Origin of the sequence: Mucilaginibacter sp. L196 (genome assembly GCF_009765905.1) — a bacterium.
GTDB lineage: Bacteria > Bacteroidota > Bacteroidia > Sphingobacteriales > Sphingobacteriaceae > Mucilaginibacter.
In genome coordinates this window covers 1,117,412-1,135,001 of sequence record NZ_LMUO01000015.1, presented here as the reverse complement: position 1 = coordinate 1,135,001, position 17,590 = coordinate 1,117,412, and the positions used below count along the sequence as shown (strand labels likewise).

The 17,590-nt window shown below is 38.8% G+C and carries 16 protein-coding genes; 8 read left to right on the top strand and 8 right to left on the bottom strand.

What is annotated here, in order from left to right:
• Nucleotides 1-26 precede the first annotated feature (26 nt).
• Nucleotides 27-497, top strand: a complete 471-nt coding sequence (locus tag GSQ74_RS15600; protein ID WP_158994892.1) for a hypothetical protein — start codon at nucleotides 27-29, stop codon at nucleotides 495-497.
• On the opposite strand, the gene GSQ74_RS15595 is transcribed toward GSQ74_RS15600, so the two are convergent.
• Nucleotides 498-1,505, bottom strand: a complete 1,008-nt coding sequence (locus GSQ74_RS15595) for a 3'-5' exonuclease (RefSeq protein WP_158994890.1) — start codon at nucleotides 1,503-1,505, stop codon at nucleotides 498-500. It lies immediately after the preceding gene.
• Nucleotides 1,506-1,619: 114 nt separating this feature from the next.
• Here GSQ74_RS15595 and GSQ74_RS15590 point away from each other — a divergent pair, with 114 nt between their 5' ends.
• Both GSQ74_RS15590 and GSQ74_RS15585 read left to right on the top strand, forming a co-directional pair.
• A complete protein-coding gene (locus GSQ74_RS15590) occupies nucleotides 1,620-3,599 on the top strand; it encodes a transglutaminase domain-containing protein (protein WP_158994888.1) in 1,980 nt (659 codons plus the stop codon).
• A gap of 18 nt (nucleotides 3,600-3,617) precedes the next feature.
• A complete protein-coding gene (locus GSQ74_RS15585; protein WP_158994886.1) occupies nucleotides 3,618-5,525 on the top strand; it encodes a DUF3857 domain-containing protein in 1,908 nt (635 codons plus the stop codon).
• Here the strand turns inward: GSQ74_RS15585 and GSQ74_RS22895 are convergent.
• From GSQ74_RS22895 to GSQ74_RS15570, 4 genes are all read right to left on the bottom strand, one after another.
• A complete protein-coding gene (locus GSQ74_RS22895; RefSeq protein ID WP_256366301.1) occupies nucleotides 5,522-5,644 on the bottom strand; it encodes a hypothetical protein in 123 nt (40 codons plus the stop codon). The genes GSQ74_RS15585 and GSQ74_RS22895 overlap by 4 nt on opposite strands.
• A 19-nt stretch (nucleotides 5,645-5,663) precedes the next feature.
• Nucleotides 5,664-6,233, bottom strand: coding sequence for a C40 family peptidase (locus GSQ74_RS15580; protein ID WP_158994884.1), 570 nt, complete (start codon nucleotides 6,231-6,233; stop codon nucleotides 5,664-5,666).
• A 67-nt stretch (nucleotides 6,234-6,300) separates the two neighbouring features.
• The gene (mutS, locus tag GSQ74_RS15575) at nucleotides 6,301-8,910 is read right to left on the bottom strand and encodes a DNA mismatch repair protein MutS (protein ID WP_158994882.1); all 2,610 of its coding nucleotides are present in this window, start codon (nucleotides 8,908-8,910) and stop codon (nucleotides 6,301-6,303) included.
• A 141-nt stretch (nucleotides 8,911-9,051) separates the two neighbouring features.
• Nucleotides 9,052-9,549, bottom strand: coding sequence for a DinB family protein (locus GSQ74_RS15570; protein ID WP_158994880.1), 498 nt, complete (start codon nucleotides 9,547-9,549; stop codon nucleotides 9,052-9,054).
• A gap of 180 nt (nucleotides 9,550-9,729) precedes the next feature.
• Between GSQ74_RS15570 and GSQ74_RS15565 the strand changes: the two genes are divergently transcribed.
• The 3 genes from GSQ74_RS15565 (at nucleotide 9,730) to GSQ74_RS15555 (ending at nucleotide 12,069) form a co-directional block, all read left to right on the top strand.
• Entirely contained in the window at nucleotides 9,730-11,112 is a 1,383-nt protein-coding gene (locus GSQ74_RS15565) for a lipopolysaccharide assembly protein LapB (RefSeq protein ID WP_158994878.1), read from the top strand.
• 120 nt (nucleotides 11,113-11,232) lie between these two features.
• Nucleotides 11,233-11,568, top strand: a complete 336-nt coding sequence (locus GSQ74_RS15560; protein WP_158994876.1) for a hypothetical protein — start codon at nucleotides 11,233-11,235, stop codon at nucleotides 11,566-11,568.
• A 171-nt stretch (nucleotides 11,569-11,739) separates the two neighbouring features.
• Nucleotides 11,740-12,069 carry a YbjQ family protein gene (locus GSQ74_RS15555; protein WP_158994874.1) on the top strand — a complete coding sequence of 110 codons (330 nt, stop codon included), beginning with the start codon at nucleotides 11,740-11,742 and terminating at the stop codon, nucleotides 12,067-12,069.
• 9 nt (nucleotides 12,070-12,078) lie between these two features.
• Here GSQ74_RS15555 and GSQ74_RS15550 read toward each other — a convergent pair whose 3' ends face one another.
• On the bottom strand, nucleotides 12,079-12,276 hold the full coding sequence (locus GSQ74_RS15550; protein WP_158994872.1) for a hypothetical protein: 198 nt from the start codon (nucleotides 12,274-12,276) through the stop codon (nucleotides 12,079-12,081).
• Between the two features lie 298 nt (nucleotides 12,277-12,574).
• Between GSQ74_RS15550 and GSQ74_RS15545 the strand changes: the two genes are divergently transcribed.
• Nucleotides 12,575-12,790, top strand: coding sequence for a hypothetical protein (locus GSQ74_RS15545; protein ID WP_158994870.1), 216 nt, complete (start codon nucleotides 12,575-12,577; stop codon nucleotides 12,788-12,790).
• Nucleotides 12,791-13,014: 224 nt separating this feature from the next.
• On the top strand, nucleotides 13,015-15,747 hold the full coding sequence (locus GSQ74_RS15540) for an Ig-like domain-containing protein (RefSeq protein WP_158994868.1): 2,733 nt from the start codon (nucleotides 13,015-13,017) through the stop codon (nucleotides 15,745-15,747).
• 158 nt (nucleotides 15,748-15,905) lie between these two features.
• Here the strand turns inward: GSQ74_RS15540 and GSQ74_RS15535 are convergent, their stop codons facing one another.
• Together GSQ74_RS15535 and GSQ74_RS15530 are read right to left on the bottom strand one after the other, a co-directional pair.
• Complete coding sequence (locus GSQ74_RS15535) at nucleotides 15,906-16,676, bottom strand: DUF1080 domain-containing protein (RefSeq protein ID WP_158994866.1); 771 nt, start codon at nucleotides 16,674-16,676, stop codon at nucleotides 15,906-15,908.
• A gap of 21 nt (nucleotides 16,677-16,697) precedes the next feature.
• Nucleotides 16,698-17,579 carry a sugar phosphate isomerase/epimerase gene (locus tag GSQ74_RS15530; protein ID WP_158994864.1) on the bottom strand — a complete coding sequence of 294 codons (882 nt, stop codon included), beginning with the start codon at nucleotides 17,577-17,579 and terminating at the stop codon, nucleotides 16,698-16,700.
• Between the last annotated feature and the right edge of the window lie 11 nt (nucleotides 17,580-17,590).

Here is a 17,590-nt window from a genome sequence, read left to right as displayed (position 1 = left end):
TACTGTAATTAAACCCAATTATTATCATGAAAAAATCACCTAACCTTTTTGCATCCCTTTTAATTTGCCTGGCTTTAACATCCTGTTTAAAAGGCAGTACAAAAAATACTGATAATATCCAGATCTCAACCGCCAATCTCGTAAGCAATTGGTCGTTGGTTAACGATACTACAACTACTAATTTCTGGGGGCTTTGGAGTGGCAGGCCCGCTATCGGCATCAATTATATTGGAAAAACTGGTGACCATTATAACTTCACTTCGTATGGTAAGCTGTATATTCAACAAGATAACAGCCTTGATACCCAAACCTATAAATTGAGCCACGACACGGTTATGGTCGAGTATGTTTATATCGACGGTCCAACTATGCAGGTAGATTCGGGTTATAACGCGCGATACATTATTACCAGCTTAACAAGCCATACCTGTACCCTAACCTCGTCCGTGGTATCGCCCGAAACGGTTTTTAACAGTACAATTAAATTAAGCCGTTAATTAGCTTTTCTTAAATTTCAGTGCCAACTGTTGCAGCATATCGTCGTTAACCGGTTTGGCCGGTTCTTCCGGTTTTTTATAGGGCCTGTTTTCGTGATGCGGGTTATTGCTTTTTTGAAAATCAGGTTTTTTAAACTCTTTTGGGGCAACTGTTTCAGCAGGTTTTGGCTGCGCGGGCCTGGCAGCCAGCCTTTCAGCGTTTTTCTTAGCTGTGAAACGATTATATATTTCTTCGAGCTTACGTTTGGTGTATAGCGGAAAATCGCCCTGCATCATCCATGAATAATAGCTTGGTTCAACAGCAAAAACATCTTCAACCTTTTTGCCTTTATGTTTACCAAAGTTTATCAACTCTTCGCCCTGCTCGTTATATACCATACGGCCGGCGAAATCAACAGGTTTATTCAAGTTAGTAAACTTGTGTAAAGCCTCAACTTCATTGGTAACCGGGATGCTTTTGTTGCCTTTTTTGTCTTCCCACTCTACGTTCTCATATTTTTCTATCTGCGCGAGCAAAACTTCCATAGTAGCGCGGGTATCGGCTTCGGCTGAGTGCGCGTTGATAATATCGTTACCACAATAAAATTTATATGCAGCTTTTAGCGTGCGTTGCTCCATTTGATGGAAAATATTCTGCACGTCAACAAAATGGCGGTTCTCCAGGTCGAATATTACGCCTGCACGTAAAAACTCTTCCATCAGCATCGGGATGTCAAATTTATTGGAATTGAATCCCGCCAAATCACTGGCAGCTATAAATTCGGCTACTTCGGGGGCTAATTGCTTAAAAGTGCGCTCATCCTTGATGTCCTCATCGTAAATACCATGTATCAATGATGATTCCAACGGGATTGGCATTTCAGGATGTACACGCCAGGTTTTAACATCCTCACTTCCGTCAGGATTAAGTTTGATAACAGAAATTTCAACAATCCTGTCGGCGCCTATATTGGTACCGGTTGCTTCAAGGTCGAAAAATGCAAGCGGTCTTTTTAAATTCAATTTCATTATATAACTATCAGTTTGCAAAGGTGCAAAAGTATACCAAACATTCGGTCACAATAATTTTAAATCTTTTTAAAATATTACTAATTTCATCGACCTAAGTATTTTTAATACCAAATGAAAAAAACCTTATTATTTTTATTGTTTTTTGTTTTGACTGCAATTACGTTAAAAGCCCAGGATTTTAACTATGGAACCTTTACACAGGAAGAAATCAACATGAAGAAGTATGATAAAGATACTTCGGCCCATGCAGTGGTTTTAGACGAACATGGAACAGCCAAATTTGAGGAGACAAACGATAATGGTGTTAAAATTGTTTATGAATATCATGTTAAAATAAAAATTTTTGACAGCAAAGGCTTCGCAAAGGGCAATGTGGCTATTCTACTTAATAATAATGCAGAACAGGATGAAACCCTGGAAGCCATTAAAGGAGTAACAACATATACTGATGATGACGGGTCGATAAAACAAACAGAACTAGACCCGGCTAAAATCTATAAAACAAAGTTGAACAAATATTGGACAGAAGCTAAATTTGCTATGCCCGCTATAAAAAATGGCTGTACAATTGAATATACTTACATCACCTACTCGCCGTTTTTAGGCCGTTTCCCGAAATGGAATTTCCAGAGCGATATACCTAAAATGCATTCAGAGTATGATGTTCATCAACCAGCGTATTGGACGTACAATGCATCATTGCGCGGGCCTTTAAAATTAACAAAAGACATTGCTGAGGTTGAAAGAAGTTGCTTTAACATTAGAGGTAGTACATGTGATTGTTCTCATATGGATTTTGGAATGAATGATATACCTGCTTTTATTCCTGAAATCGACATGACATCGCCGCTAAACTTTTTATCGTCTATAAACTTTCAGTTAGTTCAGTATCACAACCTTAGTACCGGCGCTGTTACAAAATATGCCAAGGAATGGACTGATGTTGATTACGATTTTAAACACTCAGATACCTTTGGCTCGCAATTACGCAAAAAAGGATTATTCAAGGAGCTTATTGCACCATTAATCAGCGGTAAAACTGATAGCATGGATAAGGCAAAGGCCGTTTTTGAATATATTCAGAAAAACATCAAATGGAATGAATTTTACGGTACCGGCAGCAATGATGGTATACGAAAAGCTGTAGAAACGCACAGCGGTGGTTGCGCGGATATAAACCTGGCGCTTATAGCCGCATTAAGTGAGGCTGGGATTAATGCTGAAGCTGTTATATTATCAACAAGAGACCACGGTTTTATCAATAAACTTTACCCTGTAACTGACGATTTTAACTATGTAATTGCTAAAGTGGATATTGGTGGAAAAAGTTATTTACTGGATGCAACTGATCCTTTACTACCATTTGGCATATTACCCCTCCGATGCCTTAACGACCAGGGCCGTGTAATGAGCCTTGATAAACCATCCTATTGGATAGATATAAATACCGGGCAGAAGAGAATACGCACATTTACAGTTGATTTAACTTTGATGCCCGATGGTAAGCTAAAAGGAATGTTTATTCAATATTCAATGGGTTATGATGCTTACGAAAAGCGAAAAGAAATAAAAAGATTTAATTCTATTGAAGAATATGTAGAAAGCCTTGACGAAAGATCGTCAAAATTTAAATTTTTAAAACCAGACATATCTAACCTGGATAGCCTTGATGAACCATTGGTTGAAAAGTATGAGATTGAAATAAATGAATATAAAAACCCCGACCGTGATCATTTAACATTTAATCAATTCCTTTTTGATCATGTAATCCACAACCCGTATAAGCTGGCTACTCGTAATTATCCTGTTGATAAAGGGATGCCGTTAACAGAAAGATTCTCGCTAACGGTGCACCTACCCGATAACTATGTAATTGATAGCCCGCCACAACAGATCAACATAAGCCTGCCTGATAATGGTGGGAAGTTTGAAACTTTCTTTCAACCCGACGGCAGCTCGTTTAATTACTCGCACATCATTCAGTTTAATAAAGCGATTTATGAGCCCTATGAGTATACCGCATTAAAAGAATTCTTCAATAAAATAATTCTTTTTGAAAAGAACCAGATGACATTAAATAAGAAGAGCTAATTTTAGGTTGAAGAAATAATGAGAAATATCTTTTTTACACTCTGCATAATATTCACTAACCTAGTTACGACCAATGCACAGCAAAAACAGTATGATGTAAGCCAAATATCAAAAGATATACTACCTTACGCAAGTGCTGTTGTACGCGAGAAGGAAGTAAGTATTGATATAAAAGACTTGAACAACACCCTGTATCATATTAAAGAAGTTGTTACCATATTAAACAAAAATGGTGATGTTTTTGCTAATATAAGTGTGTACCACGATAATACCCATAGCATAAAATATATTAAAGGCGCTACTTATAACTCATTTGGAATACAAACAGGCAAATTTTCAGAAAGTGATTTTGAAGATATAAATACGACTGATGGATTCTCTCTTTTTGAAGATGTAAAGGTGAAACACTATACACCTCATATAGTTGATTATCCGTACACTATTGAGTATGAATATGAGTTACGAATAAAAGGCACGCTGGAGTTTCCTGATTGGAGGCCAAATAATGGAACTGGGATAGCTGTTGAAAAAAGTTCATTCACATTTACCTGTAAACCTGATTTTAAAATCCGCTATAAAGAAATAAATACGCCATCGGGTGTTACCGTGCAAACAGATAAAGGTGAGAAAACTTATACCTGGCAGGTTAGCAATTTAAGAGCTATTAAATTTGAGCCGTTTAGTCCTAACGATTTAAATTATTTAAGTATAGTTAAAATCGCACCCCAAAAGTTCATTTATTATGATATCCCAGGTTCATTTAACAATTGGGATGAACTTGGGAAATGGGAATACGACAACCTGATAGCCAATAGGCAGGAACTATCTGAAGAAACTAGGAACCGGATGATTGAGTTAACAAAAGACATCACCGACCCTAAATTAAAAGCTAAAAAGATATTTGAATACATGCAGGCAAAAACACATTATGTAAGTGTGCAGGTAGGTATAGGCGGTCACCAACCATTTTTAGCATCGGATGTGGACAAGTTGAATTACGGCGATTGTAAGGCATTGGTAAATTATACACAGTCGCTATTAAAATCCGTTGGTATTGAATCATATTATTGTGTTGTTGAAGCCAATAGTGTGCATAAAATTAGTTTAGATAACGATTTCGCAACCCTTAATCAGGGTAACCATATTATACTATGCTTGCCATTTAAAAACGATACAACCTGGTGCGATTGCACTAGTCAAACTATACCCTTTGGTTACCTTGGCAGTTTTACAGATGACCGTACTGTATTGGCTTGTACCCCACAGGGTGGTAAATTATTGCATACACCGAAGTATACTACTACATTAAACAGAAAAGCAAACTTTACAATAAGTGAGAGTGGAGATTTATCGGGTGATGTGAATACTGTTTATACCGGGACAGATTATTTTGTCAGAGAGGCTGTGATAGCGGAATCGCCGGTAGAACGTTTGAAAATGACGCAAAACATTTACCCCATCAATAACCTAAGTATTGAAAAGTTGGATTTTAAACAAGACAAAGGTTTGCAGCCGGCCACAACTGAAACCATGAAAATTAAAGCACCGGAATTTGCATCAACAGATAATGGTAAAATAAATTTTTCACTTAACCCGATAAGCAGAATAGCAAATGTGCCCAGGCAAGTTTTCAACCGTACCACCAACGTTTATATAAATGAAGGTTTTACTAATGAAGATGAATATACATATACAATCCCGGCAGGCTACCATCTTGATAATAAAACCTTCCGCAGAACAGTTGAAAAACCATTCGGGAAATATATTGCTACGCTGCGCGTTGAAGGCAACCAATTAATTTATAACAGAAAACTGGAATTAATAAATGGTATCTATCCTAAAGAAATATATCAGGATCTTGTAGATTTCTATCAATCAGCCGCTGATGAAGATTCGCACAACGTTATACTGGCAAAAAATAATTAACTGAAGATGATTATCCCCAATATGATACCAACTATCATAATTACATAAAGCAATATTTCGGTACTTGCGAAGTGTTTATATTTCGTCCAGAATGAATATTCCTCTTTGGGCTTTTCCATAGGGCGAAAATAACAATAATTATTGAGTCTGGGCGCTGGTTGTTAATGTATCTGTAACAGAACCACAGCGCGAGAAGTATTTATACATACCGCCGTGCAATGGCACTATCATAACCCCTTTGGTTGAGCTGGCATGTACAATGTAACCATTTTGCAGGTACACACCAACATGACTGAATTGCTTACCCTCGAAATCAAAGAATACCAGGTCGCCTTCTTTCAGGTCCTGTTCATATTCACGCTTTATAATAGTTACTTGTTGGCTGGTGACACGCGGCAGGTTTATACCATAAACTTGCTGCTCCAATAAAAGAACCAAACCTGAGCAGTCTACCCCATCCTTATCCAGCCCGCCAAATTTATAAGGTACGCCATACCATTGATCGATAAAAGCATATAAGCGGCCGTTTTGGATGTCGCTTTTATTCACAGCCATCATTTGGGAATACTTATCGGCGATATTGGCCTGCGGCTGAACGATCTCGCCGGGCTCGCCTTTCATTACCGCTTTGCGGGAGTGGCAGGATGACAAGATCACCAAAAAACAAAAGGCTGAACAGGTAAATTTAAAGCCGCGGCTAAACTTCATGATATAAAGATAAAATAGCCTTTAGCTTTCTTTTTGCAGATGTTTTAAACATATCAACATTTAAGCACTAGCCTTTTATTACCCTTTGTATTTCATCCAGTTTCATCAGGGCTTCAACAGGCGTTAAGGTATTTACATCGAGGTTATTTAGGGTATCACGAATCTTAACCAGTACCGGATCATCAATACTGAACATCTGCATTTGTACCGCTTGCTTTTGTACTTTGCGGATGCTTTCCTTGATATGTTCGCCGCCGGTACGTTCGTTTTCCAGTTTCTTTAATATCTCGTTGGCGCGGCTCAGTACTTTTTGAGGCATACCGGCCAGTTTTGCTACGTGGATACCGAAACTATGCTCGCTGCCGCCGGGAACCAGTTTACGCAGAAATATGATTTGACTGCCAACCTCTTTAACCGATACGTTGAAGTTTTTAACGCGGTTGAAGGAATTACTCAGCTCATTTAGCTCATGGTAATGCGTGGCGAATAAGGTCTTCGCTTTTGCTGTGGGATGATTGTGCAGATACTCAGCAATGGCCCAGGCTATTGAAATACCATCGTAGGTTGAGGTACCGCGACCAATCTCATCCAACAAAATCAAACTTCGATCGGATAGATTATTAAGGATGCTGGCGGTTTCGTTCATCTCCACCATAAAGGTTGATTCACCCGATGATACGTTATCGGATGCACCTACCCGGGTGAATATCTTGTCAACCAAACCAATTGAAGCTGATTTGGCTGGCACGAAACAGCCCATTTGTGCCATTAATACAATTAATCCGGTTTGCCTTAATAATGCGGACTTACCGGCCATATTCGGGCCTGTAATGATGATGATCTGCTGCGAATCTGAATCGAGGTAAACATCATTGGTGATGTAGGTATCCCCAAGTGGTAAATTCTTTTCAATAACCGGGTGGCGGCCACCTTTAATATCGATTAATCTACTTTCGTTTATATCCGGTTTAACGTAGTAGTTTTTTATGGAGATAGTGGCAAAATTCAATAACACATCCAGCCTTGCAATCAGTTGCGCGTTAAGTTGTATGGGTTTGATATATTCGGCTAATGAATAAAGCAATTCATTATATAGTTTGGTTTCAAGCGCAAATATTTTTTCCTCGGCACCTAAAATTTGCTCTTCATATTCTTTAAGTTCAGGAGTGATGTAACGCTCCGCATTTACCAGGGTTTGCTTACGGATCCAATCGGTTGGTACTTTATCCCGGTGACTATGCGTAACCTCCAGGTAATAGCCAAATACGTTATTGAATGATACTTTTAGTGATGGTATACCGGTTGATTCTGCTTCACGCTTTTGGATCTCCAGCAAATAGCCCTTTCCGCCGAAGGCTATTTTACGCAGGCGGTCGAGTTCTTCGTTGATGCCTTCATTCATTACGCCGCCTTTAACAATCATTACGGGCGGCTCAGGATGTAGTTCCTGTTCAATTTTTTCGCTTATAGATGTGCAGGGGTTCAGTTGTTCGCCAATTGCCTTTAGCGGCAAGCTGATTGATTGCTCGCATAATGATTTGATGCCTTCAATTGCTTTTAATGCCTTTTTAAGTTGACAAACCTCACGCGGGTTGGCTCTTTGCAATCCAATTTTGGATATTAAACGCTCCAAGTCACCAATTTGGCGGATGGATTGCTGAAGGGTTTCTCTTAACTCCTCCTCGGCTATTAAGTACTCGACAACACCCAATCTATCTTTAATAGGTTTAATTTCCTTTAACGGCATTACTATCCATCTGCGCAGCATCCTGGCTCCCATTGGCGAGCAGGTATGATCGAGCACATCAACTAAAGTCAGCGCATTTTCATTCGATGAACCAACCAGTTCCAGGTTGCGGATACTGAAGCGGTCTATCCACAAATACCGGTCTTCTTCGATGCGGGATATAGCTGAGATATGCTGGAGGTTTCGATGCTCTGTCTCATTAAGATAATGAAGCGCCACACCGGCGGCTATGATACCTAAATTCAATTTATCAATACCAAAACCTTTTAATGATTTTACACCGAAATGCTTTAATAGGGTTTCATTAGCGTAATCACCGCTGTAAGGCCAGTCGTCAAGGGTATAGGTATAAAAGCGGTCGCCATAATTTTCCTTAAAATCTGAGGAGCGGCTTTTAGGATAGATGACTTCGCTTGGCGCATAACTTTGCAGTAGTTTATCAATATAATCGCTGCTTCCCTGCGCGGTTAAAAATTCGCCGGTTGATATATCGATCAATGCGATACCAATACTATTCTTCTCGAAGTAAAGGGATGCCAGGTAGTTATTACTTTTTTGTTGGAGGATATTATCGCTTATGGCAACACCGGGCGTAACCAGTTCGGTAACACCACGCTTTACGATAGTCTTGGTTGTTTTAGGATCTTCGAGCTGATCACAAATAGCCACACGCTGGCCAGCCCTTACCAGTTTTGGTAAATAAGTATCCAATGAATGATGCGGAAAGCCCGCTAATTCAATATGCGTTGCCGCGCCGTTTGCACGGCGTGTAAGCGTGATACCTAAAATACCTGCCGCTTTAATGGCATCCTGCCCAAATGTTTCGTAAAAATCACCCACACGAAATAGCAGCAAAGCACCGGGGTACTTAGCCTTTATTACGTTATATTGCTGCATTAAGGGGGTTTCCTTAGTAGCTTCTTTTGCCAAACGGTTTACTCCTATTTATAGGTTGGTAAAGTTAATGGATTGTGTGGTGTTTAACGGCATTGTTGAAAAGTTGAAGAATTGTGGAATACCCCTATAATTAACATCAATAATATAAATTCAATGTGTTTTGGTCTATTTGATTTAACTGTATATGTTTTTTAATTGGTGAATATGCCTTTGAGTATGTACAATAGTGAATGCGATACCCTCAGCCCGTGTTATATAACCTAATGTGGGCATCTCAAATAAAGTGCAGGTTTTTGTGCTGTCTAATGTATCAATAGCTTTGAGAAAGCCGTTTTTTATATCCCCTAAGGTATTGACCAATTCTTGTTTTTGATAAATTTTATCGGGTGGTATGATAAAATCTGGTGATTTCATTTTAATATTAAAATTCAAAAACGCTGCTCTTAGGTTATCGACGTTTTGCTCCGGGTCGCGCGTTGTATCTTTAACGGAGCCGTTCAGTAATTGCACAAAACCACCAGCCGACAGGATAACGTGTTGGGCTACTTGCCCAGTTGTCCAGCTACCCTCAAACGGAACAATGTTAATTCGTTCTTCATCAATTGATGAAACTAATTGCAGCAATTCTGTAAATGTTTTATCTGCTTCGATAAGTGTTGCGTTCTTGTCCATTTTATTGGTTTTAGTTAAAAAACATTTATTGTTTCGATAGGTTTTAATTTCAAATTAAATTTACTGTTTATAATATGTTTTGTGTGACATTAGCCATATCGTTTGCAAACGCAATCAGCATGCAGTGCATAGCTAAATTGATATTTTTAATTTATATATTCGTGTAAAGCAGTTGTTTTTATGCCCCAAAGCCCGCCGCGTTTTTTTGTTTGTTTTTTACTGTTAACCTTATTTATCGCCTGCAAGCAAAAGGTAGTTGTACCTACAGGAAATACCTATGTTGACAAACAAGTTGATTCCTTAATCCGCGCAGGAAAAAAGTACCCAAACAATAATCTTGATTCCTTACTCTACACTTCAAGAAATTTAACTGATATAGCTATTTCCACCGGTAATAAAAAAGCATTGGTCTATGGGGAAGTATTTTTAGCACAGTACTATTGGCTCACAGCGGATCATAAAAAATCGATGGAAGAGGCTTTAAAATGCCTCAATAACGTGGAGAAATGGAACATAAAACAAGCCTACCCCTCCGTTTACACTATAATTGGTAACCTGCATAAAGAAAATGCCAACTACCAACTTGCTTTTTCATGTGTGCAAAGCGGCTTGTATTGGGCACAAATGAATAAAGATACGAATGCCATTATTTCGATGATTAACCTTAAAGCGATGTTTGTTCAAACCCGTCGCGAAGCATTGAAAATGCCATTGAATGATACCTCCATCAATTTACAGCTTAAGGCTTTAAAAATTGCGGAATCCAGCCCTAAATTTGAAGAATTACGGGTTGCTTTATTTGATAACATTGCCCAATATTATTTGGATAACAAAGATTATAAAAACGCAATAAATTATGGCAACCGGGGTGTTGCATTGGCTTTAAAATATAACCGGCAGCGATCACTCACTTATGCTTATAACTGGCTTGGCGAAGCATGGTACCAATTGAGTGACAAGCAAAAGGGACTTGACTATTTAAATAAAGCGCTGGCAATAGCCCGTAACCTGAAAGAGCCTTATCGTGAGATGGAGTTAAATGAAGACCTCTATCATTTTTATTCTAAAAACGGCGATTATAAAACAGCTATTGATTTTAATGCACGTTCGCAGCAAATACGTGACTCGCTGCGTGTGCATATGAATGAAAAGCAAATGAGCGAATTGCAGTTACAGTATGAAACTGGAAAAAAGAACAAGCAAATAGCGCAGATGAACCGCGCCAAACAAATAGAAAACAAGCAAATTCTGATCATATCGGGCATAGGTATATTGCTTATTATCTTTTTCATAATTTTGTTTTTGCAGTACCGAATCATCTGGCATCATAACCATGCGATGAAAAAAAGCAATGAAAAAAAAGACCAGGCTTTGGACGATATTGCTTTTATACAGGCACATGAGTTAAGAAAACCACTTGCTTCAATTATGGGCATTGTAAATGTGATTAAAGCGATGGACTATAAGGTTGACCCCGAATGCATTTCGAAACTGGACGAGGCCAGTAAGGAGCTTGATGCGAAAATACATGCTGTACTTACTCATATTAAGGAAGCGGAGTAAATATTAAAATTAAACTAAAAGATTAAACAATATCCATTTTACGAAATTAATTTAACCTTATTGATATTTTAGGAACAGTTTTTGTAATACATGTGTTATTATAACCCAAAATAAAATATTATGAAAAAGGTAAAGATAATTGCAACAGCTTTAATAGCAACGTGCGCATTTGAATATGCGGTAGCTAATACATATATAAATAGTTCTGTTCGTGTTATATCTCATAAAGATTATGCTTTAAGAGATACGGTGCCGGTTACTTCAGGTAGCGGATCAAAAACACCTACAACTACACCAATGCCGACCACCACACCGACAACTACGCCGATGCCGACTACTACACCAAGCCCAATGCCATCACCAACTGTGCCGCCTGCTTCAACTCCGGCAACACCAACTCCTACCCCAACATCGGTTCCAACACCTACTGCTCCAACAGGCCCACCGGTTAAATAATAACAGGATTAATAATATATTAAAGCTGCCATATCATCAAGATATGGCGGCTTGATGAAATAGGTAATTGTCTGACCCGCCTGATTTTGGACTTGTAAAATTGTAACAATACCGATTTAGTACAGTCTATTATTTATATTTACACTGAAAAATCTAAAAACTATCAAAATTATGGACGCAGCATTAATTACTACCAGTACGGGTTTAGAAGGTTATAAAATTGTTAAACATTTAGGGGTTGTACGCGGTATAACCGTACGCAGCCGTAGTGCACTGGGTAACATTGCCGGTGGTTTTCAATCTTTATTTGGCGGCAGGCTTTCTATTTATGTTGAGCTTTGCGAAAAATCGCGCGAGGAAGCATTTCAACTATTAGCACAGCATGCCCAAACCCTGGGTGCAAACGCTATTATAAACATGCGTTATGATGCCAACGAAATTATGCAAGGTATTACCGAAGTACTTGCCTACGGTACAGCGGTGTTAGTTGAAAAAATATAAGTTATCGCGCTATTTGAAGTATGAGAGCGGGATCGTCTTCCACATACCGTGTGCAAGGTGCCCAATAAGCAGTTCATACAACAAGTATACCGGCCAAAAGATATAAGTTAACAGTAATATAATAAGGTTGTGGTTGTAATACCAGCTTACCATTAAAGCATACAGCCCTAAAATAAAGTACAGTATGCTTGAGTCTTTTTTGTCCATGGCGGATAACTGAATTTTATACTTAAACTAACATCTAATATAATAGTTTGAGCTAAAATTTCAAAAAACAATTAATTAAGTGTTTAGCCATAAATATATTACCTATACTACAAAACAAGCCATCAAAATAGCAATTCGGCATATTTAACTGTTTTTACAGCTAAAAAAATGTTAATTACCTATAATTTGTTAATAATTTTTAGGTTAAACAGTATACAACTTAAATACAATAAGCTATGTTTGTTAAAACAAACATCTCCTGTGTGGAGTTATTACAAAAAAACAATTTAAACTAATTATGGCAACACCAACAAGCGGCGGTATTACCGCCTATTCTGTAAAAACAAAAACCAAAAACGTTCCAATGATTGATCCTACTATCGATGTAAAATCAGGCAGGTACATTGCAACTGGTAAAGACAGCGCAGGCAACAAAATGGCTGCTATTATGAGCAAAGCTACAGCAGAAGGACATATCAGCAGCGGCGCCGCTAAAAAAGGCTCTGGCTGGTAGAAACTACCGTTCCCATTTATAAAAAATATCATTGTGATCCTGAAAAACGGATTGCAATGATATTTTTTATTTATACCCCTCCCTATCGCGCAATCAGCATCGATAATATAACCTCCTAAAATATTTTCGATTGTAAAAAATATGTTAAAGCGTGTTAAACTGCTTACGCTTTTGTTTTAAATAGATATATTTAGCGTCCTTATATTTCACTTTATTTAATGTTGATGATCCTCAAAAAAATCACTCTTGCAGCATGCCTTTTAATGGTTTTCACGTTATCGGCGTTTGCACAGGAAGATAGCATCCCACTAAGAACTTTAATTTCGAAAACAACCGAGTACACGCAAAATTTCCCGGTAGAAAAGGTTTACCTGCATTTTGATAAGCCTTACTATGCTGTTGGCGATACGATTTGGTTTAAGGCCTATTTAACGCTTGAAGAAAACCAGTTATCGGCTATTAGTAAAATTGTATATGTAGATATGATAAACAACCGTGATTCGGTTGTAGCATCATTAAGATTACCGGTACTTAATGGTACAGCCTATGGCAGTATAGTGTTGCCACAGCTTTCGTTTATTGAAGGTAATTACCATGTTAGGGCTTATACCAACTGGATGCGCAATTTTGACCAGGGGTATTTTTTTAATAAAAACCTTACTGTAGGTAATATATCAGACAAAGACACGCCAATTGATACCCATATATCATTTGTAAATGCAGTTACCAGCAATGCGGAAAAGATAACGGCGCATATTATTTATAAAGATCAGGATGGGGCGCCGTTAACAAATAGAAGGGTATCATGGAAGGTTCAATCCGACGATGAAACAATTGATAAAGGAAAGGGCGTTACTGACCAAAATGGTGGTTTGGACTTAACTTTCACCAGCGATAAAAAAGGCGCATTCGCGGCAGCCGACTTAACTGCCGTAATTGAACTGAATTACAAAAAGAGCATTACCAATACCTATCCTTTAAAAACCGCGGCCATAGCGAAAGACGTGCAATTTTTCCCGGAAGGTGGCAATATGTTGAGCGATGTGAATGCGAAAGTCGCATTTAAGGCCATAAATTCCAACGGGATGGGTGTTGATATTAAAGGCTCCGTAACTGACGATAGTAATACAGAAGTAGCTCAATTTACCTCGCAACATTTGGGTATGGGTGAATTTACATTTCAGCCTCAGCCAAACAAAAACTATAAAGCAACAGTATCATTTCCCGATGGAACAAAGGGAACTTATGACTTACCAAGAGAACTTAACGAGGGTATATATATATCGGTAATCAACACCAACCCGGATAGTGTAACCATTAAACTGATTTCAAACCCGGCATTTTTAGCTAAGTTTAAGAACACCCTTTTTTATATCATCGCGCAAAGTGGTGGTACGGTATGTTACGCCGCGCAAACCAACCTGCAAAACCTGCTTTATTCATCTACAATACCAAAAAACAAATTCCCTACAGGCATTTTGCAATTCTCGTTACTAACATCAGAAGGTGACCCTTTAAGTGAGCGCCTGGTATTTATTCAGCATAACGACCTTTTAAATGTTGCCATTAATACAGATCGCCAAGTATACGGAACCCGCCAAAAAGTACACATGAACCTGGCAGTTAAAAATAAGGAGGTACCTGATGTTGGAACATTCTCTTTATCTGTTACAGATGAAAGTAAAGTACCTTACAATGAAGATAGCGAAACCACCATACTATCAACATTGCTTTTAACATCAGATATTAAAGGATACATAGAAAAACCGAATTATTATTTTAACCACGTAGACGCAAAGCGAGTTGAGGACCTTGACATACTAATGCTTACACAAGGTTACCGCCGTTTTGATTATGGAGATATTGTAGCCGGCAAAACGCCTAAATTATTTTTCGCGCCTGAGCAGGGTATAAACATATCCGGTAATTTACGTACTAATTCAGGCTTAGAGGTCCCGAACGGTAATATTCACTTAAATATTAGTGACAGGTTAGCCAGCCAGGATGCTCAAACGGATGCATCGGGTAATTTCAAATTCTCGAACTTGAATTTTAAAGATTCAGCTAAGGTTGTGCTTAACGCAAAGAATAACCCTAATGGAAAATATATGGTTATTACAGTAGATGGCGAAACAACGCCCGCCTTGATTAAAAACATCAATTCGCCGGATAATGTTCAGAATATAGATAGTACCTTATCGGTATATTTAAAAAACACCAAACGCCAATATGCGGGCACGCGTATGCTTAAAGAAGTTGTGATTATTGCTAAATCCGAAGTAAAAAAACCAAGTCACCTGGATTACCCTGCATTAACCGGGTTAAGCCCGATAGCCGATCACGTGGTTTCTCAGGAGCAATTAACCGGATGTAATTTTCTGACACAATGCCTTAGCACAGCGGTTATGGGTTTTACCTATGAGCAAGGAAATTTTTATTTAACCAGAGATTATAATGCGGGGAATAAATCAACACCGGCTGCTATATATTTTAACGGTTTACCCGTTGATGCAAGCTACCTGGATAATATTGACCCTAAAACTGTTGAAACAGTAGAAGTATTTTTAAACGATGGGCTTAGCAGTATCAATAAAATGTCGCAGACTAAGGGTGTGATTGTTATTACCGGTAAAAAACAGCCAAAAGGTGAAAAAATAAGCCTTGCGCAACTTAGGGATATGATGCCGCAGACTAATTTAATTACCATTACCCCACAGGGTTACGGGCGTGTAATGGAGTTTTATGTACCAAAGTTTAGTGTACCAAAAACCAACATGGCTTATTCTGATTTACGCACAACCATTTACTGGAACCCGAAAATAATTACAGATGCTACAGGAAAAGCCTCATTTGACTTTTTTAATGCTGATGGTAAAGGTTTATACCGCGCAGTACTTGAAGGTATTGATGCTGATGGCAATATTGCACGTTATGTTTACCATTACAAAGTAGACTAAACGGTCATCTACCATAAATAAGAAAGGGAGCAAGTTTAAAACTTGCTCCCTTTTTGTTTGATTCACATGTTGTTTAATGGAGCATGTCTGATACCCCCCCCTGCTACTACACTTGTCCGACGCTCCCCCTCCAGGGGGGGATTTGAAAAATGATTAATCTAAAGTTCCCTTACCCAAATATTTCTGAAGCTTAGTGGCTCGCTTTTGTCGCCGTGTGCTTGCAACTTTATTGGTGCCGGGCCATGTGCCTTGTATTCCGGTTTGCCGATATATAATGTAGGGCCTAATAGCGAAACATTGTTTTCAACAACAACACCGTTATATATTACGGTGGCACGGGCAGGTGTATTTAACGAACCATCGCTATTAAATGTTGGCGCGGTCCAGATCACATCATAGGTTTGCCATTCGCCCGGTGGCCTGGCTGGGTTTGCCAGCGGGATAAACTGCTTGTATATACTACCAGCCATACCGTTAACGTAGGTTTTGTTTTTGTATGAATCCAATACCTGTAGCTCATAGCCTGCATCGCCTTTGCCTAGTGATGCCAAAAATACACCGCTATTTCCTCTTGCTTGCCCGGTGCCGGTAATGTCAGCAGGGATACGCCATTCAATATGTAACTGGTAATTGGTGAACAACTTTTTCGTTTCGATATTACCTGAATTTTTGTTTACAGTGACAATGCCATCATGCACATTCCAATCTGCCGCCTGGGTTCTGTTCTGAGCGGAAACCCATTGGCTAAGATTTGTACCATTGAATAAAATGATTGCATCTGATGGTGCGTCAGCGCAAGTTTTGCCAGGGGTAACTACAGCCGGTTCAGGACTCCAAACTTCGGTATCTTCGGGCTTGGCAGTTTGTTGGGCATTAGCCATCATTGCACTTGCTGCTAATACCGCGGTTAATAATATTTTATATTTCATGTTAGTTTTATTTAGTGATTGTTAAACATGCAGCACATTTTTGCAGTAGGAACAGCTTTGCGCTATACTCACGTATGGGTCAATATTGGTATAATTTTCCTGCTCCACTATAAAGTGTTTTACACCAGCTAACTTGGCGTAACCCATTATGGCTTTAAAATCAATGGTACCGTTGCCTACCTCGGTGTTTATATTATGGTTGGCTTTGTCCATATCCTTAATATGGAACGCGAAGAACCTGCCCGGATGTCTTTTAATAATTTCTATCGGGTCCTGACCGGTACGAACTACCCAATACAAGTCCATTTCCATTTTTACCAAATTTGGATCGGTACGATCTAATATTGTATCATAAAAAGTAGTACCGCCAACCTGTTTCCACTCAAAATTATGGTTGTGGTAACCGAATTTCAAGCCTTGTTTTTTACATATTTCGGCAGCAGCACTTATTTTATCGGCAATCTTTTTAAAGTCGTCAACCGTTTTTATAAAATCACCATCCAGGTGCGGAACGATGATGTATTCCATACCGGTAATGTGCGCGGCATCAATATAGGTTTGCAATTGATCTGTATTTCCGGTAGCAAAAAAGCTGTCGAACTCAAAATGCCCGCTTGGAGTGCGCAAGCCATTATCTTTTAAGGCATTGCTAAACTGGGTTGCATCCAATCCCCAAAAACCATCTTTTTTATTGTAGCCAAATGTTTCAACCTCTTTATAACCTGCTTTAGCTATTTTGGCTATAACATCTTTTACATCGCCGCCTTTTAACTGGTCGCGAAGACTATATAGCTGAAGCCCTACAACATTGCTGTTTCCCTTTGCCATCACCAGCTTTGGGGCAATCATTATCCCCGCCGAAAGCATCCCGGCCTGGGTTAAAAACGTTCTTCTATTTGTCATTGGTTTATATT

Bases quoted from the DNA above. Each gene is read 5' to 3' on its own strand.
- GSQ74_RS15600 (WP_158994892.1), top strand. From the start codon at position 27: ATGAAAAAATCACCTAACCTTTTTGCATCCCTTTTAATTTGCCTGGCT.
- GSQ74_RS15595 (WP_158994890.1), bottom strand. From the start codon at position 1,505: ATGAAATTGAATTTAAAAAGACCGCTTGCATTTTTCGACCTTGAAGCA.
- GSQ74_RS15590 (WP_158994888.1), top strand. From the start codon at position 1,620: ATGAAAAAAACCTTATTATTTTTATTGTTTTTTGTTTTGACTGCAATT.
- GSQ74_RS15585 (WP_158994886.1), top strand. From the start codon at position 3,618: ATGAGAAATATCTTTTTTACACTCTGCATAATATTCACTAACCTAGTT.
- GSQ74_RS22895 (WP_256366301.1), bottom strand. From the start codon at position 5,644: ATGGAAAAGCCCAAAGAGGAATATTCATTCTGGACGAAATATAAACAC.
- GSQ74_RS15580 (WP_158994884.1), bottom strand. From the start codon at position 6,233: ATGAAGTTTAGCCGCGGCTTTAAATTTACCTGTTCAGCCTTTTGTTTT.
- GSQ74_RS15570 (WP_158994880.1), bottom strand. From the start codon at position 9,549: ATGGACAAGAACGCAACACTTATCGAAGCAGATAAAACATTTACAGAA.
- GSQ74_RS15565 (WP_158994878.1), top strand. From the start codon at position 9,730: ATGCCCCAAAGCCCGCCGCGTTTTTTTGTTTGTTTTTTACTGTTAACC.
- GSQ74_RS15560 (WP_158994876.1), top strand. From the start codon at position 11,233: ATGAAAAAGGTAAAGATAATTGCAACAGCTTTAATAGCAACGTGCGCA.
- GSQ74_RS15555 (WP_158994874.1), top strand. From the start codon at position 11,740: ATGGACGCAGCATTAATTACTACCAGTACGGGTTTAGAAGGTTATAAA.
- GSQ74_RS15550 (WP_158994872.1), bottom strand. From the start codon at position 12,276: ATGGACAAAAAAGACTCAAGCATACTGTACTTTATTTTAGGGCTGTAT.
- GSQ74_RS15545 (WP_158994870.1), top strand. From the start codon at position 12,575: ATGGCAACACCAACAAGCGGCGGTATTACCGCCTATTCTGTAAAAACA.
- GSQ74_RS15540 (WP_158994868.1), top strand. From the start codon at position 13,015: ATGATCCTCAAAAAAATCACTCTTGCAGCATGCCTTTTAATGGTTTTC.
- GSQ74_RS15535 (WP_158994866.1), bottom strand. From the start codon at position 16,676: ATGAAATATAAAATATTATTAACCGCGGTATTAGCAGCAAGTGCAATG.
- GSQ74_RS15530 (WP_158994864.1), bottom strand. From the start codon at position 17,579: ATGACAAATAGAAGAACGTTTTTAACCCAGGCCGGGATGCTTTCGGCG.